The organism is Longimicrobium sp., assembly GCF_036399935.1.
In the GTDB taxonomy this organism is placed as follows: domain Bacteria; phylum Gemmatimonadota; class Gemmatimonadetes; order Longimicrobiales; family Longimicrobiaceae; genus Longimicrobium.
In genome coordinates this window covers 361,788-382,871 of the sequence record NZ_DASWMD010000021.1, presented here as the reverse complement: position 1 = coordinate 382,871, position 21,084 = coordinate 361,788, and the positions used below count along the sequence as shown (strand labels likewise).

Annotated in this window: 18 protein-coding genes; 10 read left to right on the top strand and 8 right to left on the bottom strand. The window is 68.5% G+C overall.

Translation table 11 applies throughout. The features are described from left to right. Positions 1 to 177: 177 nt before the first annotated feature. Positions 178 to 591 carry a putative toxin-antitoxin system toxin component, PIN family gene (locus VGB24_RS08505; RefSeq protein WP_331072515.1) on the bottom strand — a complete coding sequence of 138 codons (414 nt, stop codon included), beginning with the start codon at positions 589 to 591 and terminating at the stop codon, positions 178 to 180. Further along, positions 588 to 806, bottom strand: coding sequence for a CopG family ribbon-helix-helix protein (locus tag VGB24_RS08500; RefSeq protein ID WP_331072514.1), 219 nt, complete (start codon positions 804 to 806; stop codon positions 588 to 590). Before VGB24_RS08500 ends, VGB24_RS08505 begins: the two co-directional genes overlap by 4 nt. 377 nt (positions 807 to 1,183) lie before the next feature. Between VGB24_RS08500 and VGB24_RS08495 the strand changes: the two genes are divergently transcribed. From VGB24_RS08495 to VGB24_RS08485, 3 genes are all read left to right on the top strand, one after another. Further along, complete coding sequence (locus VGB24_RS08495) at positions 1,184 to 2,296, top strand: DUF4331 family protein (RefSeq protein ID WP_331072513.1); 1,113 nt, start codon at positions 1,184 to 1,186, stop codon at positions 2,294 to 2,296. Beyond that, complete coding sequence (locus VGB24_RS08490; protein ID WP_331072512.1) at positions 2,293 to 3,567, top strand: hypothetical protein; 1,275 nt, start codon at positions 2,293 to 2,295, stop codon at positions 3,565 to 3,567. Before VGB24_RS08495 ends, VGB24_RS08490 begins: the two co-directional genes overlap by 4 nt. Positions 3,568 to 3,633: 66 nt before the next feature. Beyond that, positions 3,634 to 5,019 carry a cation:proton antiporter gene (locus VGB24_RS08485; protein WP_331072511.1) on the top strand — a complete coding sequence of 462 codons (1,386 nt, stop codon included), beginning with the start codon at positions 3,634 to 3,636 and terminating at the stop codon, positions 5,017 to 5,019. Between the two features lie 246 nt (positions 5,020 to 5,265). On the opposite strand, the gene VGB24_RS08480 is transcribed toward VGB24_RS08485, so the two are convergent. The 6 genes from VGB24_RS08480 to treS form a co-directional block, all read right to left on the bottom strand. Further along, on the bottom strand, positions 5,266 to 6,108 hold the full coding sequence (locus VGB24_RS08480) for a phosphodiester glycosidase family protein (protein ID WP_331072510.1): 843 nt from the start codon (positions 6,106 to 6,108) through the stop codon (positions 5,266 to 5,268). Between the two features lie 125 nt (positions 6,109 to 6,233). Then, positions 6,234 to 6,785 carry a hypothetical protein gene (locus tag VGB24_RS08475; protein ID WP_331072509.1) on the bottom strand — a complete coding sequence of 184 codons (552 nt, stop codon included), beginning with the start codon at positions 6,783 to 6,785 and terminating at the stop codon, positions 6,234 to 6,236. A gap of 90 nt (positions 6,786 to 6,875) precedes the next feature. Continuing rightward, entirely contained in the window at positions 6,876 to 7,568 is a 693-nt protein-coding gene (locus tag VGB24_RS08470) for an SDR family oxidoreductase (protein WP_331072518.1), read from the bottom strand. Then, on the bottom strand, positions 7,568 to 9,124 hold the full coding sequence (gene malQ / locus VGB24_RS08465; RefSeq protein ID WP_331072508.1) for a 4-alpha-glucanotransferase: 1,557 nt from the start codon (positions 9,122 to 9,124) through the stop codon (positions 7,568 to 7,570). The genes VGB24_RS08470 and malQ overlap by 1 nt, the downstream gene beginning before the upstream one ends. Next, positions 9,117 to 10,604, bottom strand: a complete 1,488-nt coding sequence (locus VGB24_RS08460; RefSeq protein WP_331072507.1) for a hypothetical protein — start codon at positions 10,602 to 10,604, stop codon at positions 9,117 to 9,119. Before VGB24_RS08460 ends, malQ begins: the two co-directional genes overlap by 8 nt. Then, entirely contained in the window at positions 10,601 to 13,879 is a 3,279-nt protein-coding gene (treS, locus tag VGB24_RS08455; protein WP_331072506.1) for a maltose alpha-D-glucosyltransferase, read from the bottom strand. The genes VGB24_RS08460 and treS overlap by 4 nt, the downstream gene beginning before the upstream one ends. 351 nt (positions 13,880 to 14,230) lie before the next feature. Here treS and VGB24_RS08450 point away from each other — a divergent pair, with 351 nt between their 5' ends. The 7 genes from VGB24_RS08450 (at position 14,231) to VGB24_RS08420 (ending at position 20,903) form a co-directional block, all read left to right on the top strand. Beyond that, positions 14,231 to 15,022 carry a hypothetical protein gene (locus VGB24_RS08450; RefSeq protein WP_331072505.1) on the top strand — a complete coding sequence of 264 codons (792 nt, stop codon included), beginning with the start codon at positions 14,231 to 14,233 and terminating at the stop codon, positions 15,020 to 15,022. Positions 15,023 to 15,447: 425 nt separating this feature from the next. After that, positions 15,448 to 15,864, top strand: a complete 417-nt coding sequence (locus tag VGB24_RS08445; protein WP_331072504.1) for a lipocalin family protein — start codon at positions 15,448 to 15,450, stop codon at positions 15,862 to 15,864. A 42-nt stretch (positions 15,865 to 15,906) separates the two neighbouring features. Further along, positions 15,907 to 16,836: a hypothetical protein gene (locus VGB24_RS08440; RefSeq protein ID WP_331072503.1), complete on the top strand. Its 930-nt coding sequence runs from the start codon at positions 15,907 to 15,909 to the stop codon at positions 16,834 to 16,836. Positions 16,837 to 17,293: 457 nt separating this feature from the next. Then, a complete protein-coding gene (locus VGB24_RS08435; protein WP_331072502.1) occupies positions 17,294 to 17,506 on the top strand; it encodes a DUF4287 domain-containing protein in 213 nt (70 codons plus the stop codon). Positions 17,507 to 17,683: 177 nt separating this feature from the next. Beyond that, positions 17,684 to 18,031: a DUF4377 domain-containing protein gene (locus VGB24_RS08430; RefSeq protein ID WP_331072501.1), complete on the top strand. Its 348-nt coding sequence runs from the start codon at positions 17,684 to 17,686 to the stop codon at positions 18,029 to 18,031. Between the two features lie 810 nt (positions 18,032 to 18,841). Next, positions 18,842 to 20,284, top strand: a complete 1,443-nt coding sequence (locus VGB24_RS08425) for an Ig-like domain-containing protein (protein ID WP_331072500.1) — start codon at positions 18,842 to 18,844, stop codon at positions 20,282 to 20,284. A 103-nt stretch (positions 20,285 to 20,387) separates the two neighbouring features. After that, entirely contained in the window at positions 20,388 to 20,903 is a 516-nt protein-coding gene (locus tag VGB24_RS08420; RefSeq protein ID WP_349263903.1) for a DUF1697 domain-containing protein, read from the top strand. Positions 20,904 to 21,084 lie beyond the last annotated feature (181 nt).

The following is a 21,084-nucleotide window of genomic DNA, read 5'->3' as shown; positions in this document are numbered from 1 at the left end:
CCGGCGGGTGGCGCTCTCGCATGCCTTGAAGTGAACCTGGTCGGAGAGCCGGATGCGGGAAATCCGCACGTCCGGTTCGATGAGCGGGCCGGGGAAACCGGGCAGCAATGCCGCGGCGCCCCGACTCGACTCTACTCCTCTCTTTCATCTCTGCGCCCTCTGCGTGAAATGCCGTTCCTACGCCAGCGACGTGAACGAGGCTTCCCACCGCCAGAAGCTCCCGGGTGGGATGATCGCGATCGTGCGAAATGGGTGCAGTACGAGCAGATCCTTGTCGCCGGTGACGATGCAGTGGCAATCCGCCTCGACGGCTGTGGCGAGGACCCAGTCGTCGTCGGGATCGCGGCAGGCGGGTGGATCCAGTGGGGGAGGATCGACGAGTTCCACGCGCGAACGCAGCAGGGAGAGTACTTCCCGCGCTGACTCTACGCTGAACTTGAGCTTTCGTGTCAGCTTCTCATCGAGTTCCGCGAGAAGCACTTCCGCTGTCACGATCTCGTGCGCACGCAGGCAGTGATCCAGTATCTCCCGGCACTGCCCCCGGGTGGCGTACGCAGCGATGAGGACGTTCGTATCCAGCACCAGCCTCACGAGATTCGCTCGAAGATGTCCTCGTCCGTGAAGAGCCCCTGGGCCTGCGCCTCGGCCACCATCCGTGCGCGGAGCTCATGGGATCGCCGGAAGAACAGGTACTCCTGCAACGCATCCCGCACCACCTCGCTCCGCCCCAGCCCGTGCTGTTCCGCGAAGGCATCGATCTCCGTCCTGATCTTGCTGGGCAAGCTGACCGTGATCGTATCCCGCATCGTAGTCTCCGTGTAGGGGTGTGTTAGAATCTAATACACCACGAGGATGCTCGTACAGGCTTCCTTTCCTCACGCCGGGACAATCAGTGGGTCAGCTCGGCTGCGGGACCGATTCCACGCGCTCGGTGGCGGCGTCACCACCAGCACGCGGAGAGAATCCTGTCGGTGCATTTCCATGGGAGCCGTTTCGGGAAAGGGTCGTGTCGTTACCGGGCTGCGGAGCGCGCAAATGGCGCGCCCTTCCGCCGCTCGGGACGCGGCTGATGCGAACGGCGAAACGCGAAACGTGGAACAAACCATGCACAAGCCCCGGCCCGCTTTCTCGCCGCGCCGGGTATCCCATCCGTCAGGCCTCCGCATCCGCCGAAAGGCCGCACTTGAAGTCCCTTTCCAGAATCAGCCCGCGCCTGCGCGTGCCTGCCGCGGCCACCGTCGTCCTTGCCGTCGCCGCGGGCGGGCTGCTGGCCTCCGACCACAAGGACGGGCCCATCACCACCGAAAACCCGGCCATCGACATCGCCGACGTGTACGCCTTCGTCAGCCCCACCAACCGGGACAACCTGGTGCTGGTGATGAACGTCCACGGCTTCATCCCGCCGGCCGAGGCGGGGGCGGTGTCGTTCGATTCGCGGCTCCTGTACGAGTTCAAGATCGACACGAACGGCGACGCGGTGGAGGACAGGGTGATCCAGGCCCACGTCACGGGGGCGGGAACGGGGCAGACCATCCACTTCCGCGCCCCGGCGGCACCCCGGATGGCGGGCACCACGAGCGAGATGCTCTCCGGCGGCGGCATGGTGTCCGTCCCCTTCACCTCCACCGGCGAGGCGCGCACCGCCCGCGGCGGCGGGATGACGGCGTTCGCCGGGGTGCGAGACGACCCGTTCTTCTTCGACTTCGCGCGCTACCAGCAGATCGTGGGCGGCACCGCGGACGCGTTCCGCGAGCCGGGGATGGACACCTTCGCCGGCACCAACGTGCTGGTGATGGCGGTGGAGGTTCCGGTGGCGTCCATCGGCGGGGGGGCGCGGCTGGGCGTGTGGGGCACGATCAGCCGGCCGGGCGGCGCGCGGGTCAGCAAGGACGCGGGCGGCGGCGGCGCGCGGTACCACCAGGTGGACCGCGGCGGCGTGCCGGGGAACGCGGTGGTGTTCATCCCCAAGCCGCAGGTGCCGGACTACAACCGCGCCGCGCCGTCGGGCGACCGCCGCGACTACCGCGACGAAGTGGTCGCCAGGCTGATGGAGTTCGGCCAGACGCGCGAGGGCGCCAACCGCATCGCCGACATGGTGCTCCCCGACCTGCTGACCATCGACACCTCGCGCCCCACGGCCTATCCCAACGGGCGGGCGCCGGCGGACGACGTGATCACGGCCAACCTGATGACCGTCTTCGGCACCAACGCCAAGCTGAACGACGACCACGTGGACGCCAACGACAAGGCTTTCACGGGCGCCTTCCCGTTCCTCGCGGCGCCCCACACCCGGTGAGGCGGCTGCTTCTGCTGGCCGGCGGCGGCGCGGCCGCCGCCGCGCTGGCGTTCGGCGCGCTCGCGATGCGGCGGGCGGACGCGCGCCCGGCCGACGCGGGCGCCGAGGTGGCCACGCTGTCGCGCAGCATCGCCTTCTTCGAGCAGCGGCTGGCGGCGGACCCGGAGAACTTCCTGGCCGCCGGCCACCTGGCCGACCGCTACCTGCTGCGCTACCAGCTGGCGGCGGGCGAGGGAGACGTGCGGCGCGCGGAGCAGGTGGCCCACGCCGCCCTTCGCGTCGCGCCCAACCGCGCGGGGGCGTTCGCCCGGCTATCCAGCATTCACCTGACGCAGCACGAGTTCGCCGACGCCCTTTCCGCCGCGGAGCAGGGCGTGGCCGCCGACAGCGCCGACGCGGCGGCGCTCGCCGCGCTGTACGACGCGGCGATGGCCTCGGGACGGTACGGCCGCGCCATGTGGGCGGCGGGACGGCTGCCGGTGGGCTCGCCGGCGCGGGAGATCCGCACGGCGGGATGGCTGGCGGCGCAGGGCGAGGTGCAGGCGGCGCACGCGATGCTGGAGCGCACCTGCCAGGGCTTTCGCGACGAGTCGCTGCGCCCGCAGATGGTCGCGTGGTGCCTGACGGAGCTCGCCGGCCTGCGCAACGACGCCCGGGGCCCCGCCGCCGCCCGCGCGCTGCTGAACGAGGCACTGCGGGTTCAGCCCGGGTACCGCGGCGCCGTCGAGGGGCTGGCGGCGTTGGCGCACGCGGAGGGCGACTGGAAGGAGTCTGCCCGCCTGTACGGCTCCATCGCCAGCGACGCGCACCCCGACATCCACCTTCGCCTGGCCGAGGCGCACCGCGCGCTGGGCGACCCCGCGGCCGCGGCCCGCCACGAGCAGGCGTTCCTGCGCGTGGCGTCGCGGCCCGAATCCGAGCCGCTGCACGCGCACCCGCTGGCCCTGTTCTACGCCGCGGCCCCGGCCACGCGCGATGCCGCCCTGGCCGTGGCGATGCGCGACGTGCGGCGGCGGCCGGTGGTGGAAAGCTGGGACGTGCTGAGCTGGGTGAGGTTCCAGCGGGGGGAGCTGGGCCAGGCCCTGGCCGCCTCGGATTCGGCCGCGGCGTGGGGTGCGCCCAGCCCGACGATGCAGTACCACCGCGCGCGCATCCTGCGGGCGCTTGGCCGCGAGGGGGAGGCCGCGCCGCTTCTGCGCGAGGCGCTGCGCCGGCCGGACCTGCTGGAGCCCGAGGTCCGGCGCGAGCTGTCGGCGTCGCGCGGGGGCTGACCCGGGCGCAACCCTTGCTCCACCGGCGCCGCTCTTTCGGCCGGCGATGATCATCTTGCGAAGCGTATGACTGGGGCCATCTGGTTCGTGGTGGTGGGTGTTCTGCTGGTGGCCATCGCGCTGTCCCGCTCGGTGCTCATCCGACTGCCGCTTTCCACGGCCATGCTGTACCTGGCGGCCGGGTTCTTTCTCGGGCCGCACGGCGTGGGGCTCCTGCGGGTGGACATCTACACGCAGTCCGCCATGTGGGAGCGCATCACCGAGGTGGCGGTGCTCATCTCGCTCTTCGGCGCCGGGCTCAAGCTGCGCGCGCCGATGACCGACGGGAGCTGGATGACCCCCCTGCGCCTCGCCACGGTCTCGATGACGGTGACGGTGGGGCTGGTGACGCTCGTGGGCGTGTACGGGATGGGGCTTCCGGTGGGGGCGGCGGTCCTGCTGGGGGCCATCCTGGCGCCCACCGACCCCGTGCTCGCTTCCGACGTGCAGGTGACGCACCCGACGGACCGCGACCGCCTGCGCTTCGGCCTGACGGGCGAGGCCGGGCTGAACGACGGGACGGCGTTCCCGTTCGTGATGCTGGGGCTGGGGCTGCTGGGGCTTCACGAAATCGGCGAGATGGGGTGGCGCTGGTTCGCGGTGGACCTGCTCTGGGCGGTGGCGGCGGGGCTGGGCGTGGGCGCCCTGCTGGGGACGCTGGTGGGCCGCCTGGTCATCTACCTTCGCCAGGTTCATCGCGAGGCCGTGGGGCTGGACGATTTCCTGGCGCTGGGCTTGATTGCGCTGTCCTACGGCGTGGCCCTGCTGGTCCTGGGCTACGGCTTTCTCGCGGTGTTCGCGGCGGGGCTGGCGCTGCGGCGGATCGAGCGGCAGTCCACGGGCGGGGAGGCGCCCCCCGAAGACGTCGCGCTCGCCGGCTCCGCGGCCGAGGCCGACGAGGTGGCCACCGACCCGGAAAAGGCGCCCGCGTACATGGCCCAGGCGGCGCTGGGATTCGTGGAGCAGCTGGAGCGGATCGGCGTGGTGGCGGTGGTGCTGCTGCTGGGCGGAATGATCTCGTGGAACTTTCTTCCGGGGGTGGCCCTGTGGTTCATCCCCCTGCTGTTCCTGGTGATCCGCCCCGTGTCGGTGTACGTGGGGCTGCTGGGCTCCAGCACCACGCACGTACAGCGCGGGATGATCGCGTGGTTCGGCATCCGGGGCATCGGCTCCGTGTATTACCTGACGTACGCCATGCAGCACGGGCTTCCCGAGGAGTTCAGCCGCGCCGTCGCTGCCTTGGTCCTGGCCACCGTCGCCGTGTCGGCGGTGGTCCACGGGATTTCCGTCACGCCGCTGATGGGCCTGTACACTCGCGGGCGGGAAAAGGAGGAGGCCGAGTCGAGCGCATCAGGCCAGCCCAAGCGCGAGCCGAGCGCATCAGGCCAGCGAAACCGCGAGCTGTCATCCTGAGGCCCAGGCGCGCGATGCTCGCCCGCACGCCCAACTGCGCGGGCCGAAGGATCTAGCGGCGGAAGGGAAACAAGCCAGGGCGCGGCAGCGGTCACCAAGCCCGCGGCCTCGGCTGCCGTGGGGACCGCGGCTAGATCCTTCGCCCCGCGTAGCCTGGGGTGGGGGTCGGTACGGCGCGCTTGGGGCTCAGGATGACAGGTTTGCGTGGAGGGCGGCGGCTGGTGGCTCACCGGCCGCCCGCGTGGGTCACCGCACCCCCGCACCCCGTGCGACGACCGCGATGAATCCCACGAACCGGCCGGTCTCCATCGCGATCCCGTCCGCTGGCGCCACCAGGGCCTGTACGGCGCCGCCATCCAGGAAGAGCGCGTCCGTGCACCCCAGCCGGTCTCGGAACAGGGCCGCAAGATCGTTCAGCGAGACGGGATCGCGAGAGACGGCGATGAAGACGCGCCGGGGAGACGCGACGCAGATGGCTGTGCGGCGCAGCGGGGTATTGGCGAACCGCGCGACGGGATGCCCATTCTCCAGCAGTCGCGGACCCGATTGCGTCGCCTCGCGCGTGCGCGGAACCAGCGCCGCCGCCGCCCCGCGCCGTACGATGCGCGCCGTGCCGTCGTTCATCACCGCGAACACCCCGTTCGGCCGCGGGCGGAAGAAGTTGCCGGACGTGCTGTCCGTCGTGTTGAGCGGGACGATCGCCCGGCCGCGCTCGACGTGCAGCCCCTTGGGCGCGTCCTGCGGCGTATAGATGCCGGAGTTGATGACGGCCACCACCCGCTCGCCCGCGGCGGAAAGCGAATCGGCGAGCACCGATGCGCGGCGGAACGGCCGGCCGTTCGCATCCTTCCAGTGCATCTGGATTCGCGCCGCGGTCAGGTCCACCGGAACCACGTAGTAGCGGGCTCCCCGAAACGCCACCGCCTGCACATCCCCCGAGTCCGTCTCGATCGACGGAGTGGGCGCGGGCGACGGTTCGGTTACGACGGGCGTAGACGTGTCGGCTGTGACGGCGGCCTCGGCGCGCTCCGGCGGACCCGCGCGGCAGGCCGCGAGCGCGATCGTCAGGGCGAGGATGGAGATTCGCATCGTGCGGCGTGGCATGCGTCGGCTGGGGCGATGGTGCGTGATTGATCGTATCACATTGATGGATGCAAGACGCGCCGCCTTGCCATCGGGGCAGGGCGGCGCGTCGTCAGCGGTCGACGCCGGCGTTACATCGCCTGCGTCGTTCCGCCGCCGCCCTGGGCGGGAATCTGGGCGCAGGCCACCGGCGCCATCGGGTTGGCGCCCGTGCCAGCGTGGTAGTTCACCACGTGCTGTCCGTTCATCACCGTGGCCAGCGGCACCTCGACGGTGCTGGTGGACGTGCCGTTGCCGTTGGCGCGCTCCACCGCCTGCAGCGGCGCGACGACGGCGCCCAGGTTCTCGCACGTTCCGGAGTGGATGTGCCCCGGGTGCGCGCCGCTTCCCTGCCCGGTGAGGGTGACGGTGACCATCGTCTGCCCGGCCCCGTGCTCCATGAACTGCGCCGTTCCGCTGATCCCCGAGTTGCCCAGCTGCGCCAGCTGCACCGTGGGGTTCGACGCGCTGGAGTGGGCGGTGTCGCCCATGGCGGGGGGCGTGGTCTCGCCGCCCGGCGCGGGCGCCACCGTGGTGGAGGAGACGGTGTCGCTGGTGGCGGGCGCCTGCCCCTCGTCGCCACCGCCGCCGCACGCGGCCAGCGCCACCAGCGCGAACGGAACCGCAATCAGGCCTGTTTTCATCTTCGTTTCTCCTGGAAGTGGGTGGGACCGCGTCTGTGGATGCCGCGTGCCGCGCGGCATCCACACGCATTCGCCGTGCTCAATCTTTGTTCAGCTTTGGCCGTAGACCGGAACCGCCGCCCCGCTCACTGGCGCGGACTCCTGAGACGCCAGGAACAGCACCACACGGGCGATCTCTTCCGGCGGCGTCCAGCTGCTGAAGTCCGCGCCGGGCATGGCGGCGCGGTTCGCGGGCGTGTCGATGGTTCCCGGCAGCACGGCGTTGGCGCGCACCCCGCCGAGGTTCTCCTCGGCGATGGCTTCCGTCAGCGTCAGCAGGGCCGCTTTCGACACCGCGTACGCCGCGTGATCCTTGCGCCCGCTCACCGCCGCGCGCGAGGCGACGAACACCAGCGCGCCGCCCTTGCCCATCCGCGGGATCGCCGCACGGGCGAGCAGGAACGAGCTGCGCAGGTTCATGGACATCATCCGGTCCCACACCTCCACCGGCGTCTCGGGGATGGAGTGCCCGCCCGCGTAGCCGCCCATCGTGTGGACCGCCGCGTCGATGCGCCCCGCCCAATCCACCGTTTGCGCCACGGCCTGCTCCGCCCCGTCGTCCGCCGAAAGGTCTGCCGCGAACCAGGTGACGCGCCCCTCGTGGCGCGACGCGAGTTCGGTCAGTCCGTCGCCCGGGCCGCCGTGGACGGGGACGGCCACCCGCCACCCCGCGTCCAGGAACGCGGCGGTAACCGCCAGCCCCAGGTTGCCCGCACCGCCGGTGACCAGCGCCACGCGCTCCATCAATCGTCCTCCTCCGTTTCGTCCGTGGCGATGCCTACGGGTACGCGCGGGTCCGGCGCGCGGCCCGAGGCGTGGACGAGCTCGGCCAGGCGCCGCGCGAGGTCAGCCGTCAGCACGCCGTGGCGGAAGCGCCAGGCCCAGTTGCCCTCCGGCACGCCGGGCGTGTTCATCCGCGCCTGTCCGCCGAGTCCGAGGACGTCCTGCAGCGGCATCACCGCCCACCCCGCGTCGGAGTTGAGCACCGTCTCGATCATCCGCCAGTGCATGTCGTCGTCGCCACCCGCCATCTTCTGCACGGCCCTGCGCGCGTCGCCATCCGCGTCGGCGTACCAGCCGAGCGCGGTGTCGTTGTCGTGCGTGCCGGTGTAGGCGACGGCGTTGTGGACGTAGTTGCCGGGCAGGTGCGGGTTCTCGGGATCGTCCCCACCGAAGGCGAACTGCAGCACACGCATTCCCGGCAGCGCCAGGTCGTCGCGCAGCGCTTCGACTTCTTCGGTGATGATCCCCAGGTCTTCCGCGATCAGCGGCAGCGCGCCCAGCTCGCGGCGCGCCGCGTCGAACAGGTCGCGCCCGGGGCCGGGCATCCACTCGCCGTGGATGGCCGTCTCCTCGTCCGCCGGGACCGACCAGTAGCTCTCGAAGCCGCGGAAGTGGTCCACGCGAACGACATCCACCATCTCCAGCGTGCGGCGGAAGCGCTCGATCCACCAGCGGTAGCCGTCCTGCTTCAGCACGTTCCAGCGGTACAGGGGGTTCCCCCAGCGCTGCCCGGTCTCGCTGAAGTAGTCGGGCGGCACCCCCGACACCTCCGTGGGCATGCCGCGGTCGTCCAGGTTGAACAGGCGTTGGTGGGCCCACACGTCGGCGCTGTCGTGCGCCACGAAGATGGGCACGTCACCGACGATCTGGATGCCGTGCGCGTTGGCGTAGCGGCGCACGCCGGACCACTGCAGGTCGAACAGGTACTGCGCGTAGGCGTGGCGCTCCACCTCCGCCGACAGCTCGCGCCGCGCCTGCGCCAGGGCGGCGGAGTCGCGGCGGCGCAGCGCATCCGGCCACGCCACCCAGCCCTTGCCGCCGTGCCGCTCGCGCAGGGCGCGGAAGAGCGCATAGTCCGGCAGCCACTCCGCGTGTTCCGCCTGGTAGCGCGCGAACTCCGCCCGCAGCTCCTCGTCATCCGACTCCACCAGTACCCGGTAGGCGCGGCGGACCACCTCGTCCTTCCACGCGGCGACGGCGCCGAAGTCCACGCAGTCGTCGTCCATCTCCGCGGGCGGCGCGACGGAGCCGGCGGGGAGCAGCCCGTGCAGGTGGAGCTCTGAGGGGCTGATGAGCAGCGGGTTGCCGGCGAAGGCGGAGAGCGCGTTGTAGGGCGACCCTCCTTCGTTTACCGCCACCAGCGGCAGCAGCTGCCAGAGCGACTGGCCGGCCTCCACCAGCCAGTCGACGAAGCGGAATGCGTGCTCGCCCAGGTCACCGATGCCGGGGCCGGGCAGGGAAGTGGGATGGAGCAGAATGCCGCTGGCGCGCCCCGCGATCGTGGGCGAATCAGGCATCGGCAGCCTTCCCGGGCTTCGCGGACTTCGGCGCCTCAGCGGACTTGGCCGGCTCAGCGGACTTCGCAGGCTCGGCCGACTTCACCGGCTCGGCAGACTTGGCCGGCTCCGCAGACTTCACCGGCTCGGCCGACTTCACCGGCGCGGAGGACTTCACCGCCTCCGCGGACCTCACCGGCTCCGCGGCCTTCGCCGGCTCCGCGACGGGCAGAACGTAAACGACCTCGGCCGGCTCCAGCGACAGCGTTTCGGGGATGGGCTCTCCGCCCTCGGGCATGTCGTCGCGGCAGACGCGGAACAGGCGGTGCGACTTCGCGGAGCCGGCCAGCGGGCCCAGCGACATCTCGCGCCCTTCCTCCCACACCTTGTTGATGATGATCCACCCGCGTTGCGACCCGTCGTCGCTGCGGCGCTGAAGAAGCAGCCGGTCGCTGTCCAGGCCGAACTCCGCGCGCAGGTGCCCTTCGCCCTGCAGCAGCGGATGCGACAGCTTCAGCCGGTTGACGCGGGTGATGAACGGGCGCAGGTCCCAGTGCCGCCGCTCCCAATCGGACGGCGCCGTCTGCACCACGTTCACCTGCTTGCGGAACCCGAACTCGTAGCCGATGGGCATCATCACCCCGGCCGAGAACGCCGCCGCGACGGCGTAGCGCTGCCGCTGCACCTCCTGCCGCTCGCCGCTCTCCGCCGCCATCCGCGGCGTGTCGTGCGACTCGGGAAAGGCGATGGAGGGCGCGATCTTGCCGAACTCCTCGTGCTGCTTGAGCGCCCACGCCTGGCTGAGGTCCCACCACTTGGACGAGTTGAAGAAGTAGTCGAACCCGGCGGACTTCAGCGCCACCACGTCTTCCACCGGCGCGCCCAGCGTCTCGGCGAAAAAAACGACGTCGGGGTTCACCTTACGCGCCTCGGCGATCAGGAAGCGCCACAGCTCGGCCGGCACCTTGTAGGCGGCGTCGCAGCGGAATCCGCGGAAGCCCAGGTCGATGGCCTCCACCACGATCCCCGCCCAGTACCGCCACAGCGCTTCGCGGCCCTGGTGCGTGTTGTTGTCGATCTCCGCCAGGTCGCCCCAGACGGTGACCTTGGACGGATCGTCCGGGTCCACGACGGAGGGGCTGCGCACCTGGCCGTGCTCCCACTCGTACCACTCCGGGTGCTGCTCGATCAGCGGCGAGTCCTTGCTGGTGTGGTTCACCACCAGGTCCATCACCGGCTTCATTCCCATCGCGCTCACCTGCTTGAGCGCGTACCGCAGCGGCTCCAGGCTCATGGGCTCGGCGCCGGCGGGAAGGAAGGCGGGATTCAGGCGGCGGAAGTCCTTGACCGCGTACAGGCTGCCGCTGAACCCGGGGTAGTGCCACGGGTTGATGTACAGCCACTCGAACTCCATCTCCCGCGCGCGCCGCGCATGCTCCGCCCAGCGCGTGGTCGGGCCGACCAGGCGCGGGAAGAGGTTGTACATCAGCGGGGGCTTCACGAGCGGCCTCCCAGGATGGAGCGGATGCCTTCCACCGGCACCCACAGCCAGTCGGGGCGGTTGTTCATCTCGTATCCCAGCTCGTACACGGCCTTTTCCAGCTCGAAGACGGCGAGCACGCGGGCCATCGTCCCGGGGTCCTGCGGAACGATGGCGGAGCCCGCGACGGTGCGGCGGTAGGCACCCAGGTACAGCTCGCGCGCCTGCGCCTCCCACGCGTTGGCCCAGCGCTCGATGGCCAGCTTCAGGCGCAGGTCGTCGGTCTTGAACTCCTGCATGGCCACGCGCACCGCGTAGTTGAAGGAGCGCAGCATTCCCGCCACGTCGCGCAGCACCGGCTGCTTGGCGCGGCGGTCCGCCAGCGGGCGCGCGGGCTCGCCCTCGAAGTCCAGCACGTACCACTCGCTGCCGCCGGGCGCGTCCTTTTGCGCGCGCAGCACCTGGCCCAGGTGGTAGTCGCCGTGGTAGCGCGCCTTGACGGTGGATCCGGTGAGCGCGCGCAGGTCTTCGCCGCGGTGGCGAAGGTCCGGCGCGGCGCGCACCACCTCCTGGAGCGACGCCTGCACGCCGTGCGCGAACGAGCCGGGGATGGCTTCCAGCTGCCGGCCCAGGTCGCCCAGCACCACGTCGACCTGCTTGCGGAAGCCCTCGATGGCCCGCTGCACGTCGTCCTCCGTCACCGGCTCGGGGGCGAACGCCGGGTCGTCACTTACCGACGCCAGCGCCAGGTGCATCCGCGCCGTGGTCTCGCCCAGACGCTCGATGGCGGGGAAGATGTTTCCCGCCATCCGCCGCACCGCCTCCTGCCCGGACACCGTGTCCGGATCGGCGGCGCTGCGCGAGGCGGCGGACAGGTAGCGGTGCAGCGCCTTGAGCGTCACGCTCCACGCGTCGCCCTGGTTGGGGACGAACTCGAAGAGGCCGGCCACCGAGTGCACGTCGCCGTGCTGGTCGCGGTAGTCGATCCACCCCGCCAGCGCCGGCACCGAGCGGAAGCCCGCCTTCTGGGTGAGGAAGCGCGTGACCTCCAGGTCGGGGTTGATCCCCGGCTCCAGCTTGCGGAACACCTTCATCACCAGGGTTTCGCCGAACACCAGCGACGTGTTGCTCTGCTCGGCGCCCACGGGGCGCACGGGGCCGGTGGATTCCACCGTCTCCACCGCGCCGGTCAGGTGGCCGCTGAACTGGCCGATCCGCGTCTTGAGCTGCCGCTCGAACGCCATCACCTCCAGCAGCGTTCCCGCCACGCGCCGGTCCGCCAGCGCCTCGTACAGCTGCACCTCGCCCGCCTCGCCCTGGTGGCTGACGATGGGCTCGGCCGCGGGCGCGCCGGGCTCGCCCGTGGGGCGCAGGGTGAAGGGGAGCAGGTACAGCTCCGGCATCCCCTCGCTGTAGCACACCTTCGCCACCCCCAGCAGCAGCGTGGGCGCACGCTCCGGGTGCACCACCGCGTCGTCGGCGTGCTCGATGCTGGTGACGTCACGCGCCTTGCTGCGGAACCAGCGCTGGGCGCGCACCCACTCCGTCGGCACGCCGCGGATCAGCCGGACGACCAGGTCGCTCCCCTCCAGCATGGTCGCGTCCTGCTGCGCCCACTCGCGCGCCAGCTCCGGGTCGATCTCCGCCTGGTCCGCCGCGCGCGCGTTCCGCAGCCCGAACCAGAAGAAGCCGTACGGGCTGAGCGTCAGCGCGTACGGCGTTTCGTCGATGGGCAGGAACGCCGTGTCGCCCAGCAGCTCCACGGGAACGCGTCCGGCGTACTTCGCCAGGTCCAGCTGCACCGCCTGCGCCGCGCCCGACAGGTTGTTGACCACCAGGATCACGTCTTCGCCGTACTCGCGCAGGTAGGCGAGCACGTGCGGGTTCTCGGGCTCCAAAAAGGTGATGGAGCCGCGGCCGAACGCGCGGTGCTGCTTGCGGACGCGCACCAGCCGCTTGGTCCAGTTGAGCAGGGAGAAGGGCGAGCGCTCCTGCGCCTCGACGTTCACCGCCTGGTAGCCGTAGACCGCGTCGGAGATCACCGGCAGGTACAGCCGCTCGGGCTCGGTGCGGCTGAAGCCGGCGTTGCGGTCGGGCGACCACTGCATGGGCGTGCGCACGCCGTCGCGGTCGCCCAGCCACACGTTGTCGCCCATCCCGATCTCGTCGCCGTAGTAGATGATGGGCGAGCCGGGCATGGTGAAGAGGATGCTGTTCAGCAGCTCGATCTTGCGCCGGTCGTTGTCCATCAGCGGCGCCAGCCGGCGGCGGATCCCCAGGTTGATGCGCATCCGCGGGTCGGCCGCGTACTCGCGGTACATGTAGTCGCGCTCCTCGTCGGTCACCATCTCCAGGGTGAGCTCGTCGTGGTTGCGCAGGAACATGCACCACTGCGTGTTCTCGGGGATGGCGGGCGTGCGCTCGATGATCTCCACGATGGGCTTCCGGATCCCCTGACGCACGGCCATGAAGATCCGCGGCATCAGGGGAAAGTGGAACGCCATGTGGAACTCGTCGTCGTCGCCAAAATACGGGCGGACGTCCTCGGGCCACTGGTTGGCTTCCGCAAGGAGGATGCGGCCGGGGAAGTTGTTTTCCAGCCGGACGCGGAACTCCTTGAGGATGTCGTGCGTCTCGGGCAGGTTCTCGCAGATGGTGCCTTCGCGCTCGATCAGGTACGGCACGGCGTCGGCGCGGAACCCGTCGAGCCCGCGCTCCAGCCAGTACTCCATCACCCGGAACATCGCCTCCTTGACCTCGGGGTTATCCCAGTTGAGGTCCGGCTGGTGGCTGAAGAAGCGATGCCAGTAGTACTGCTGCGCCACCGGGTCCCACGTCCAGTTGCTGGGCTCGGTGTCGGTGAAGATGATGCGCGCTTCCTTGTACAGCGTGTCGTCGTCGCTCCACACGTAGAAGTTGCGCTCGGGGCTGCCCTTGGGGGCCCGGCGCGCGCGCTGGAACCAGGGGTGGTCGCTGCTGGTGTGGTTCAGCACCAGGTCGGCGATCACCTTCAGGCCGCGCCTGTGGGCCTCGTCCAGAAAGCGCTGGACGTCGTCGATGCTGCCGTAGCTGGGGTGGATGCCGTAGTAGTCGGCGATGTCGTAGCCGTCGTCGCGCAGGGGGGACGGGTAGAAGGGCAGCAGCCAGATGGCGTCGACGCCCAGCCCGGCGACGTAGTCCAGCCGCTGCACCAGCCCGCCGAAGTCGCCGACTCCGTCCTGCGACGAGTCCTGGAAGGCCTTGACGTGAAGCTCGTAGAAAACGGCATCCTTGTACCACAGCGTGTCGGCGCTCAACGCGGGGCTCCCTTGTTCTGGCTCTCGGTGTGTGCTTGGTCCGCGCCCTGGGGCGGAGCTCTTCTGCGGGCGCTCGACTGCATGGCAGGACCGGCCCGGCGCGGCGCGCGGCTGCAGGAAGTGCGCCGGGGGTGGGGGCAGGGAACGGCGGTTGTCGCGCACGGGCGCCTGCTCCCGCCGCGAATATTCGGTTTCGAGACCATCTATCTACGTTGCCGAGGCATGTACCGGTCCCGAACCTGTGGGAGCCGTCCATGAGTAAGCGGTAGCCGCTGCGGCTGCGCGAGGGTGGAGGGCGGGAAAGCGCGCGCCCCAGCGGCCCACCTGAACGCGAGCCGCGGCGAACGCTCCGTGGCGCACTTCCAGATGTCTCACAACTACTCTCGCCGTGGTGACACCATGGGCATGCGATTCAATCCCGAGTACAAGGTAAGCGATGTGGTCAGCGCCAGTTCTCTCGCGATTGCAGCGTTGACCTTCGCGCTCGCCCAATGCAGTGCGGTACGAATCCAGAACAGGGAGTATGCGAATTCTGTCCGTAGCGCCGCGATTCAGCAGTCAGTGGCATTGCGAAAAGCCAAGAACGATATTGCAGTGGTGTACGAGAGAGCCCAGGTAGCCGCCAGCATGGCGGATGACGTGCTCGCGGAAAAGAAATCACCCGCAACGGCTGGCTCGTACCTGTACCAGGCCATCAGCGACCGCCGCTTCACGGCGATGGCATCGATTCGGGAGCAGCCTTCTGCTTTGTCATACGTGAGCGTCTATGGATATTCGCCGTGCACAGGTGCCGCATTCGACACTGCGATCAGCAAGATGACCGTGGCCGCGTCTAAAGCGTTGAGCGCGCTGGTGGACACGACCCGAAACATCGCCCGTCAGCAGCAACCAAGTCTTGATGGAGAGTTTGTCCGGGGGACGCTTCAGGACACCCTTCGGCCCATCATCCGCCAACTACGATGGAGGTACAATCGTGAGGTCGACTCCATCAAGGGACCGATTGAACGGCATCTGGGCCAGATCGCTACGGCATCGGATGAGGAGATTCGATCGCGCGCCAGAGGCTTGGACGAGGCCGCAACCTGCGCTCGTCTGCTTGCGTCCGTGGCAAACGCCTCATCCGATGACAGCGGCACTTCGTAGGGCTTGAAGGGGTCAGCTACCGCCTCATGCGATCGGGGTCCTGGCCGTCCTGGCGGTGATTGCACTGTTCCTGTCGAGAAACCTTGAATCGCAGTAGCGCCTCGTGCCCGTAGCCCTGATGCTGGTGTTTGTTGCCGCCGTACTGGCAATCTTCAACACAGAGACCGCCGGTGCTTTCGGCGCCGCATTCACGGCCGCCGGAGGATTTCACCTCATTGGAGTTGCCGTCTCTGTAACCGGTGCCGATCTTTTGGGCCCTCTGAGCGCGAAGACTGCCACATGATTCCAACCTTCTTCCCATGCGGTACGCGTCAATCTATATTGATGACCAGTTGGGGTGGTTGGGAAAGGAGGCTCTGCGCGCGTTGCCATGTATTGGTTTGATCTGCCCGTCCATCATCCTACTTCGAACGAGAGTCAGCCAGATGAGAACACCTACCCTGATTGTCCCCGTTATCTGCATGCTGGTTGCGGCCTGCAGCGATGTCACCAGCAGCGACTCCATTACCGGCACCTACACGCTCCGTACGGTCAACGGTGACGTCGTTCCCGCCGTGATCTACGATTCCGACTCGGGCACTGAAGAGGTTCTGGACGGAAGCGTCCGACTGGACGAAGACGGCTCGGGAAGCATTATCATCCGTGTGCGGTCCACGCTCGGCGGCGGTGCCCCGGAAACAGAGACGCGGACGGCGAATGGGACCTACACGCGTAGTGGTAGCACGATCACCATCACGTTCTTGGACGAAGGCGAAACCGTAACGCAGGTGGGACAACTACAAGGTGAAACGCTGATGTTCATGGACGATCTAGGCGGCGACGTGTACGTATTCCGCAAGTAGCTCGGGTTCCGAAACCCGGGTAGTCACGTGTACGGTGACCGAATGCAGGCCATTCCTAAGTCAACAGCCAATCCAATGATCTTTCGTAAAGCGGTACAAATCGTCCGGTACGTCGAGTCCATGATCATCGATCTGCCAGAGGCGAATCACCATCTGGTCGACACGGCGGACCGACATACGCGCTATCCCTTCAAATTTCTGAAGCGCGGTATCAAGATCGCTGCAAAGGGGATTGCAACATGGGTACTCGCGACCGTCGGCGTCGGTGCGTTGGGGGGGGTGGTCTCCAACTGGGTACCGGCAGAAGCGCAACCGCTCTTCTCGTCCATGCTCGGTGTAATCATTTGGGTCATTCCAGTTGGCTTGGCATTGTTCCCGGTTCCCTCGACGTACTCTTTTTATGGTGTCGGCGAGAGTCACGTAAAGAATGCAGCAGATTTTATTTCCAAGCTGGGGCTGACAAACGAAAAGGAACTTGCGGCCGTTCGCGACAACATCGGCGCCTTTGAGGAACGAGCAAGCGGACGGACGACGGCCCTTCGTTGGAGCGTGGCAGCGGTTTGGGCCGGCGTTGTCTACTTCATACAAAAGTATGTAGAAGCTACGCCCGGTGGACCGGAGTTCTTCCGGTACGCGCTCGCAGTTGCAGTCGGTATCCTCCTGACCGCGGGCTGGTTCCTTGTCGTTGAGGGCTACGCCGCCTCGTCAAGTCTGTTGTACAAGACGATCCGGTTTGCGCTGAACGAAATCTCTGCAGACCCGCAGAGGGCATCCGAATCCGGAGGCACGTCTTCGGTTTCGTCGATCAACGAGAATTCCCCAGAACTGAATCCATCCCCGCCCGCATGGGACATGCTGCCTCCTGGCGCTGCGAAGGTAGGTGATCCGGTGGAACGCGGTCGCCGACCGGCTGACCATCCGACGCAGTGGCAGGTGGATGCAGATGGGGGCCATCAGCGAGGTTCCAAGTAGATGTCGGAGTCAGCCGGGGCGCCGGTCTCGCCGAAGGCACGACCCGCCGCTCGGGTGGGCGCCGACACGCTCGCCATCGAGTACGGAGCGGCGCTACGACACGCTTCTGCACCCCGCGGTCACGCTTGCGGGGCACCGTGCAGGTCTCCTCCGGCCACGGGTCGCGAACCTAGCATACCGCGCGGGATGCTGTACGACCTGTAAGGCCGGCCGGGCGAGTCCAACGCGCAACGGCCGAACTAAAACGGTTGCAGTGGAGGGGCGGCCCACGTACTCTCATTTTTGGGCTCTGGCGGGGCCGCGTCCGTGAAGCTGAATGCTCGGAGATCAACTGTGGGGACCGTTGCTCATTCCGGCGAACCTGAAGCCCATCGGGAGCCGGGCCGGCCTTCCCATTGCTCGCGGACTCTCCCGGACCCCTCCAACCGACTCAACTCGCACCACGCACGAGCATCGCATGTCGACAGATGAGAAGCCAAGCGGGCCAGCGTCCTACTTCCCCTCGATCGAGAAGAAGTACGGACAACCCATCGGACACTGGCTGGAACTCGCGCGGAACCAGCAGGGAATGAAGCACATGGACATGGTGAAGTGGCTGAAGGCGGAGCACGGCCTGGGACATGGTCACGCCAATGCGATCGTCGCCTACGTCCGCGCCGGGGCGAAGTAGTACGACGGCGCGGACCCGTCGCGTTCCCAACTTGCCGCACCATGACCTCCCCAACCTTGGGGAAGCAAACTTCTGTTCGGCCGGCGTGCTGTGCATAGATTTGCTTCCGCGGCGTTCTAGTGACCGGCGGCCCTCGGCCGGCCCCTGCCGCCGATGCACTCCAACACCGGGATCCCCATGCGATCGATCTTTCGGTGCCTGCTCCTGCTCGCCCTCGTCGTGCCCAATCTTAGCGGGTGCGGAATCCTGGAGCCGACCACCGGAAGGCTTCTCACCCTCCATGTGGGCCCGCAGACGGTCGACTGCGTTGGGTTTGTACCCCAGCAGTGCCTCCTGGTGAAGGAACGCCCCAACGATGAGTGGACCTACTTCTACGGCTCCATCGGGGGGTTCGACTTCGAACCCGGGTACCTGTACGTCCTGCAGGTCCGGCGCAGGAGCATCCGCAATCCCCCGGCGGATGGGTCCAGCTTTGAGTATCACCTGATCAGGGTCGTCTCCAGGGAGCCAGCTCCTGCCGCCTAGTTCACATTTTCACTCGGCGAATGGACTCAAACCGCCGTAGAGTTGCGACGCCCTGTTCCGCAGCCCCAAGGACGCCTGCTGTACGCATAGGCGGACCTTGAGCCGCATCTCTCGAACCGGGTTCAAGATGCCGTGCCGGCTCCAGACCGCAGTCGTCCTCATCGCCGGTGGGATCGCCGCGCTCGGTGGCTGCGCTCATGTGTCGGGCGAGGCCGAGTACGACCCACGTCGGTCCGTGGAGGGCCGCGACGGGATGACGCGGTCAGGGGCGTTCCCTGTTCCGCGCGCTGGTCGAAGCAGCGACGGACTCAGGGCGCCCGGTCCTCGTTCGCACCTACGCGCTCGCGGGGCTGACCGATTACTTCGAACCCGGTGCGGGCAGCGGGCCGGACGACCTTCAGGATGCCACCGGCTACCCCGTCGTAGTGCAACTCAGTCATCCGGGCTACGAGGCGTCGTCGTCCATCCTGCCGTTCGACAAGGATGCCGCGCGCCGGGCGCTGCACCTTGCGATGTCGCGAGAACCGGATCGCACGATGTGGCACGGCCGCGAAGTCACACGCGTCTACCGTCTGTGGCAGGAGGCCAACGGCGGCTATTTCCGGTCGAGGGCGGTCGCCGGCTGTCTCCGAAACCACCGTCCGCGGGGGGTTGCGAGCTACGCCTGCTCCGCGTGAAATTGGCGGACCCGATGGGTTCCGCTGTCCCGCTCCCAACGGATCCCTGCCCGCCAGGACGAAGAAAGGGCTGAGCGCCCGCCCTCTGTCCAGGATCCAACCGGTTCCATCTCTCATCCCAGGAAAGACACGAGTGTCGATCGTTCGAATTTCCGCCGTCGCGGCCCTGTGCGGCGGCGTTCTGCTCGTAGCCGGCTGCGATGGGGGCCCCACGCCCCCCGAGCCGGTCGCTTCGATCAGGATGGTGCCGGACACCGTGACCGTTGCCCCGGGCGTCAGCAGGCTGATTTCGGTGGAGGTGCTCGATGCCGACGGCGACGTGCTGCAAGACCGGCCGGTCACGTGGAGCAGCTCCGACGAGGCGGTGGCCTCGGTCGCGGCGGGCCTCGTGGCCGGGCGTACGCCGGGCACTGCCCTGATCACCGCGACCAGCGAGGGAAAGTCGGCGCAGGCCACGGTCACGGTGCCGTACATGCCTCCCGCGCTCACGCTCATCACCATCAACGGGGGCGCCATCGTTCCGGGCGCAGCCACGCCGGCGCGTGACAGTGTGGCCGTCACGGTACGCGTCGACATGTCCCCGTTCGGGCGCCCCATCGAGTCGCTGAAGCTGCTACGCAAGCTTGCGGACGGCTCGGTAGACACACTCGCGCGAAGTGGGCCCATGAACCTGGCGCCCGGCACCTCCGCAACGGCGACCCTCCACTCCCGCTCGGCCCCGTCGGGCCGGTACGATGTCTTCGTGCAGGCGCAGGCCGCGGAGCTCTACGCGTCGCAGGCCGCGGCGGTCGAGGTGAGCCGCCCCGACTCGTGGATCCGCCTTGTCGCGATCAACGGCCAGGCCGTGCAGGACGGGATTGCGCCGGCGGTCGCCGACAGCTTTCGCGTGACCGTGGCGATGGCGATCGCCGACACGGCCAGCTCGCCCTCCGTTGCGGCCCTGCGGCGCCCGCACCCGGATTTTCCCCACTCCTTCATCTACCTGGGGGTGATGAGAGGAGACTCGGTGCTTCCGGGCAACACCACGCTCCTGACGTTTACCGCGTATGGGGCGCCTGCCGGGACGTACGCCATATGGCCCACGGCGAACGTCATCCGATCGACTCGCGCGAGAGCCGCCGGTGCGGCGGTGAACGCGCAGGTAAGCCAGTCCGACGCGACGCCGCCAGCCCTTGCCATCACGGCACCGGTGCAGGGGACCACCGTCACGAGCGCAGACCTGAATCTCGCGTTCACCGCCTCGGATGTTCGCGGCATCTGGTTCTTCGGCTACTCCGTGCCGGGCGCGTGTTCGACGACCGCCATGATCGGCACCGCGGGTCCGCACACCACCGCCACGTACGCCGTAAACGAGAAGATCTGCGGCCTTCGAGAGGGCGAAAACTACATCACCGTCTGGGTGCAGGACACGGGGTTGAACCGCTCCAGCCAGACGGTGGTCGTCACCTACAAGCCAGCCCCGGCGTCCATCGGCGCCCCGCCCGCCGCTCGGGCCGTGACGGGTGCGGCCCCCGCGGCCCGCGCCGATGGCATCGTTCGCCGATTCGAGTACGAGCACGATCCCGGGTCCTGGTAAACCCGGGCAGGGGCGCGATGACCTGTGCGCTGCGCCCCGTCGGCCTCCCCGCGTGAGCGGGGGCGGAGAATGCAGCGCACGTACTCACCAGCGGACCGACGCCATGCCTCGTTACGTCGCCCTGCTTCGCGGGGTCAGCCCTTCGAACTGCAAGATGCCGCAGCTGAAGGAGTGCTTTCAGGCGGCAGGATTTGAGGATGTGCGCACGCTGCTGTCGAGCGGCAATGTCGTGTTCACCACGCGCGACTCGTCCTGGGCCGCGCTCGAACGGCAGGCCGAGCAAGCCATGGCCACATCGTTGGGTCATGCCTTTCCCACGATCGTTCGGCCGACTGAGTATCTTCAGGACCTCGTCGCGAGTGACCCATTCGCCGAGTTCGCCCTGCCACCCGCGGCCAAGCGCGTCGTCACCTTCCTGCGGCGGCCGGAGAACCCGGGTGTGGAATTGCCCTTGGAGCGTGACGGTGCAAGGATTCTCAAACTGGCAGGCACGGAGGTGTTCACGGCGTATGAGCCCAACCCCAAGGGGCCCATATTCATGACGCTGCTCGAGCGCACATTCGGAAAGGACATCACCACCCGGACGCTCGACACGGTCAGGAAGTGCGCTGTGGCGTAGCTCCGCTGCGCGGCCATGTTCTTGCGGGCCTTTTACGATGCCGGCCCAGCGCGTCGACTGGGCTGCTCCGGGATCCACCGAGGCCGCGGCCCGGCAGGCATCTTCCGCAACGTCGCGGACGTCGCGGATCCGGTGGAGTACGCGAACCTTTCCCTCCTGCCGCCCTGGACGACGGCCTGTC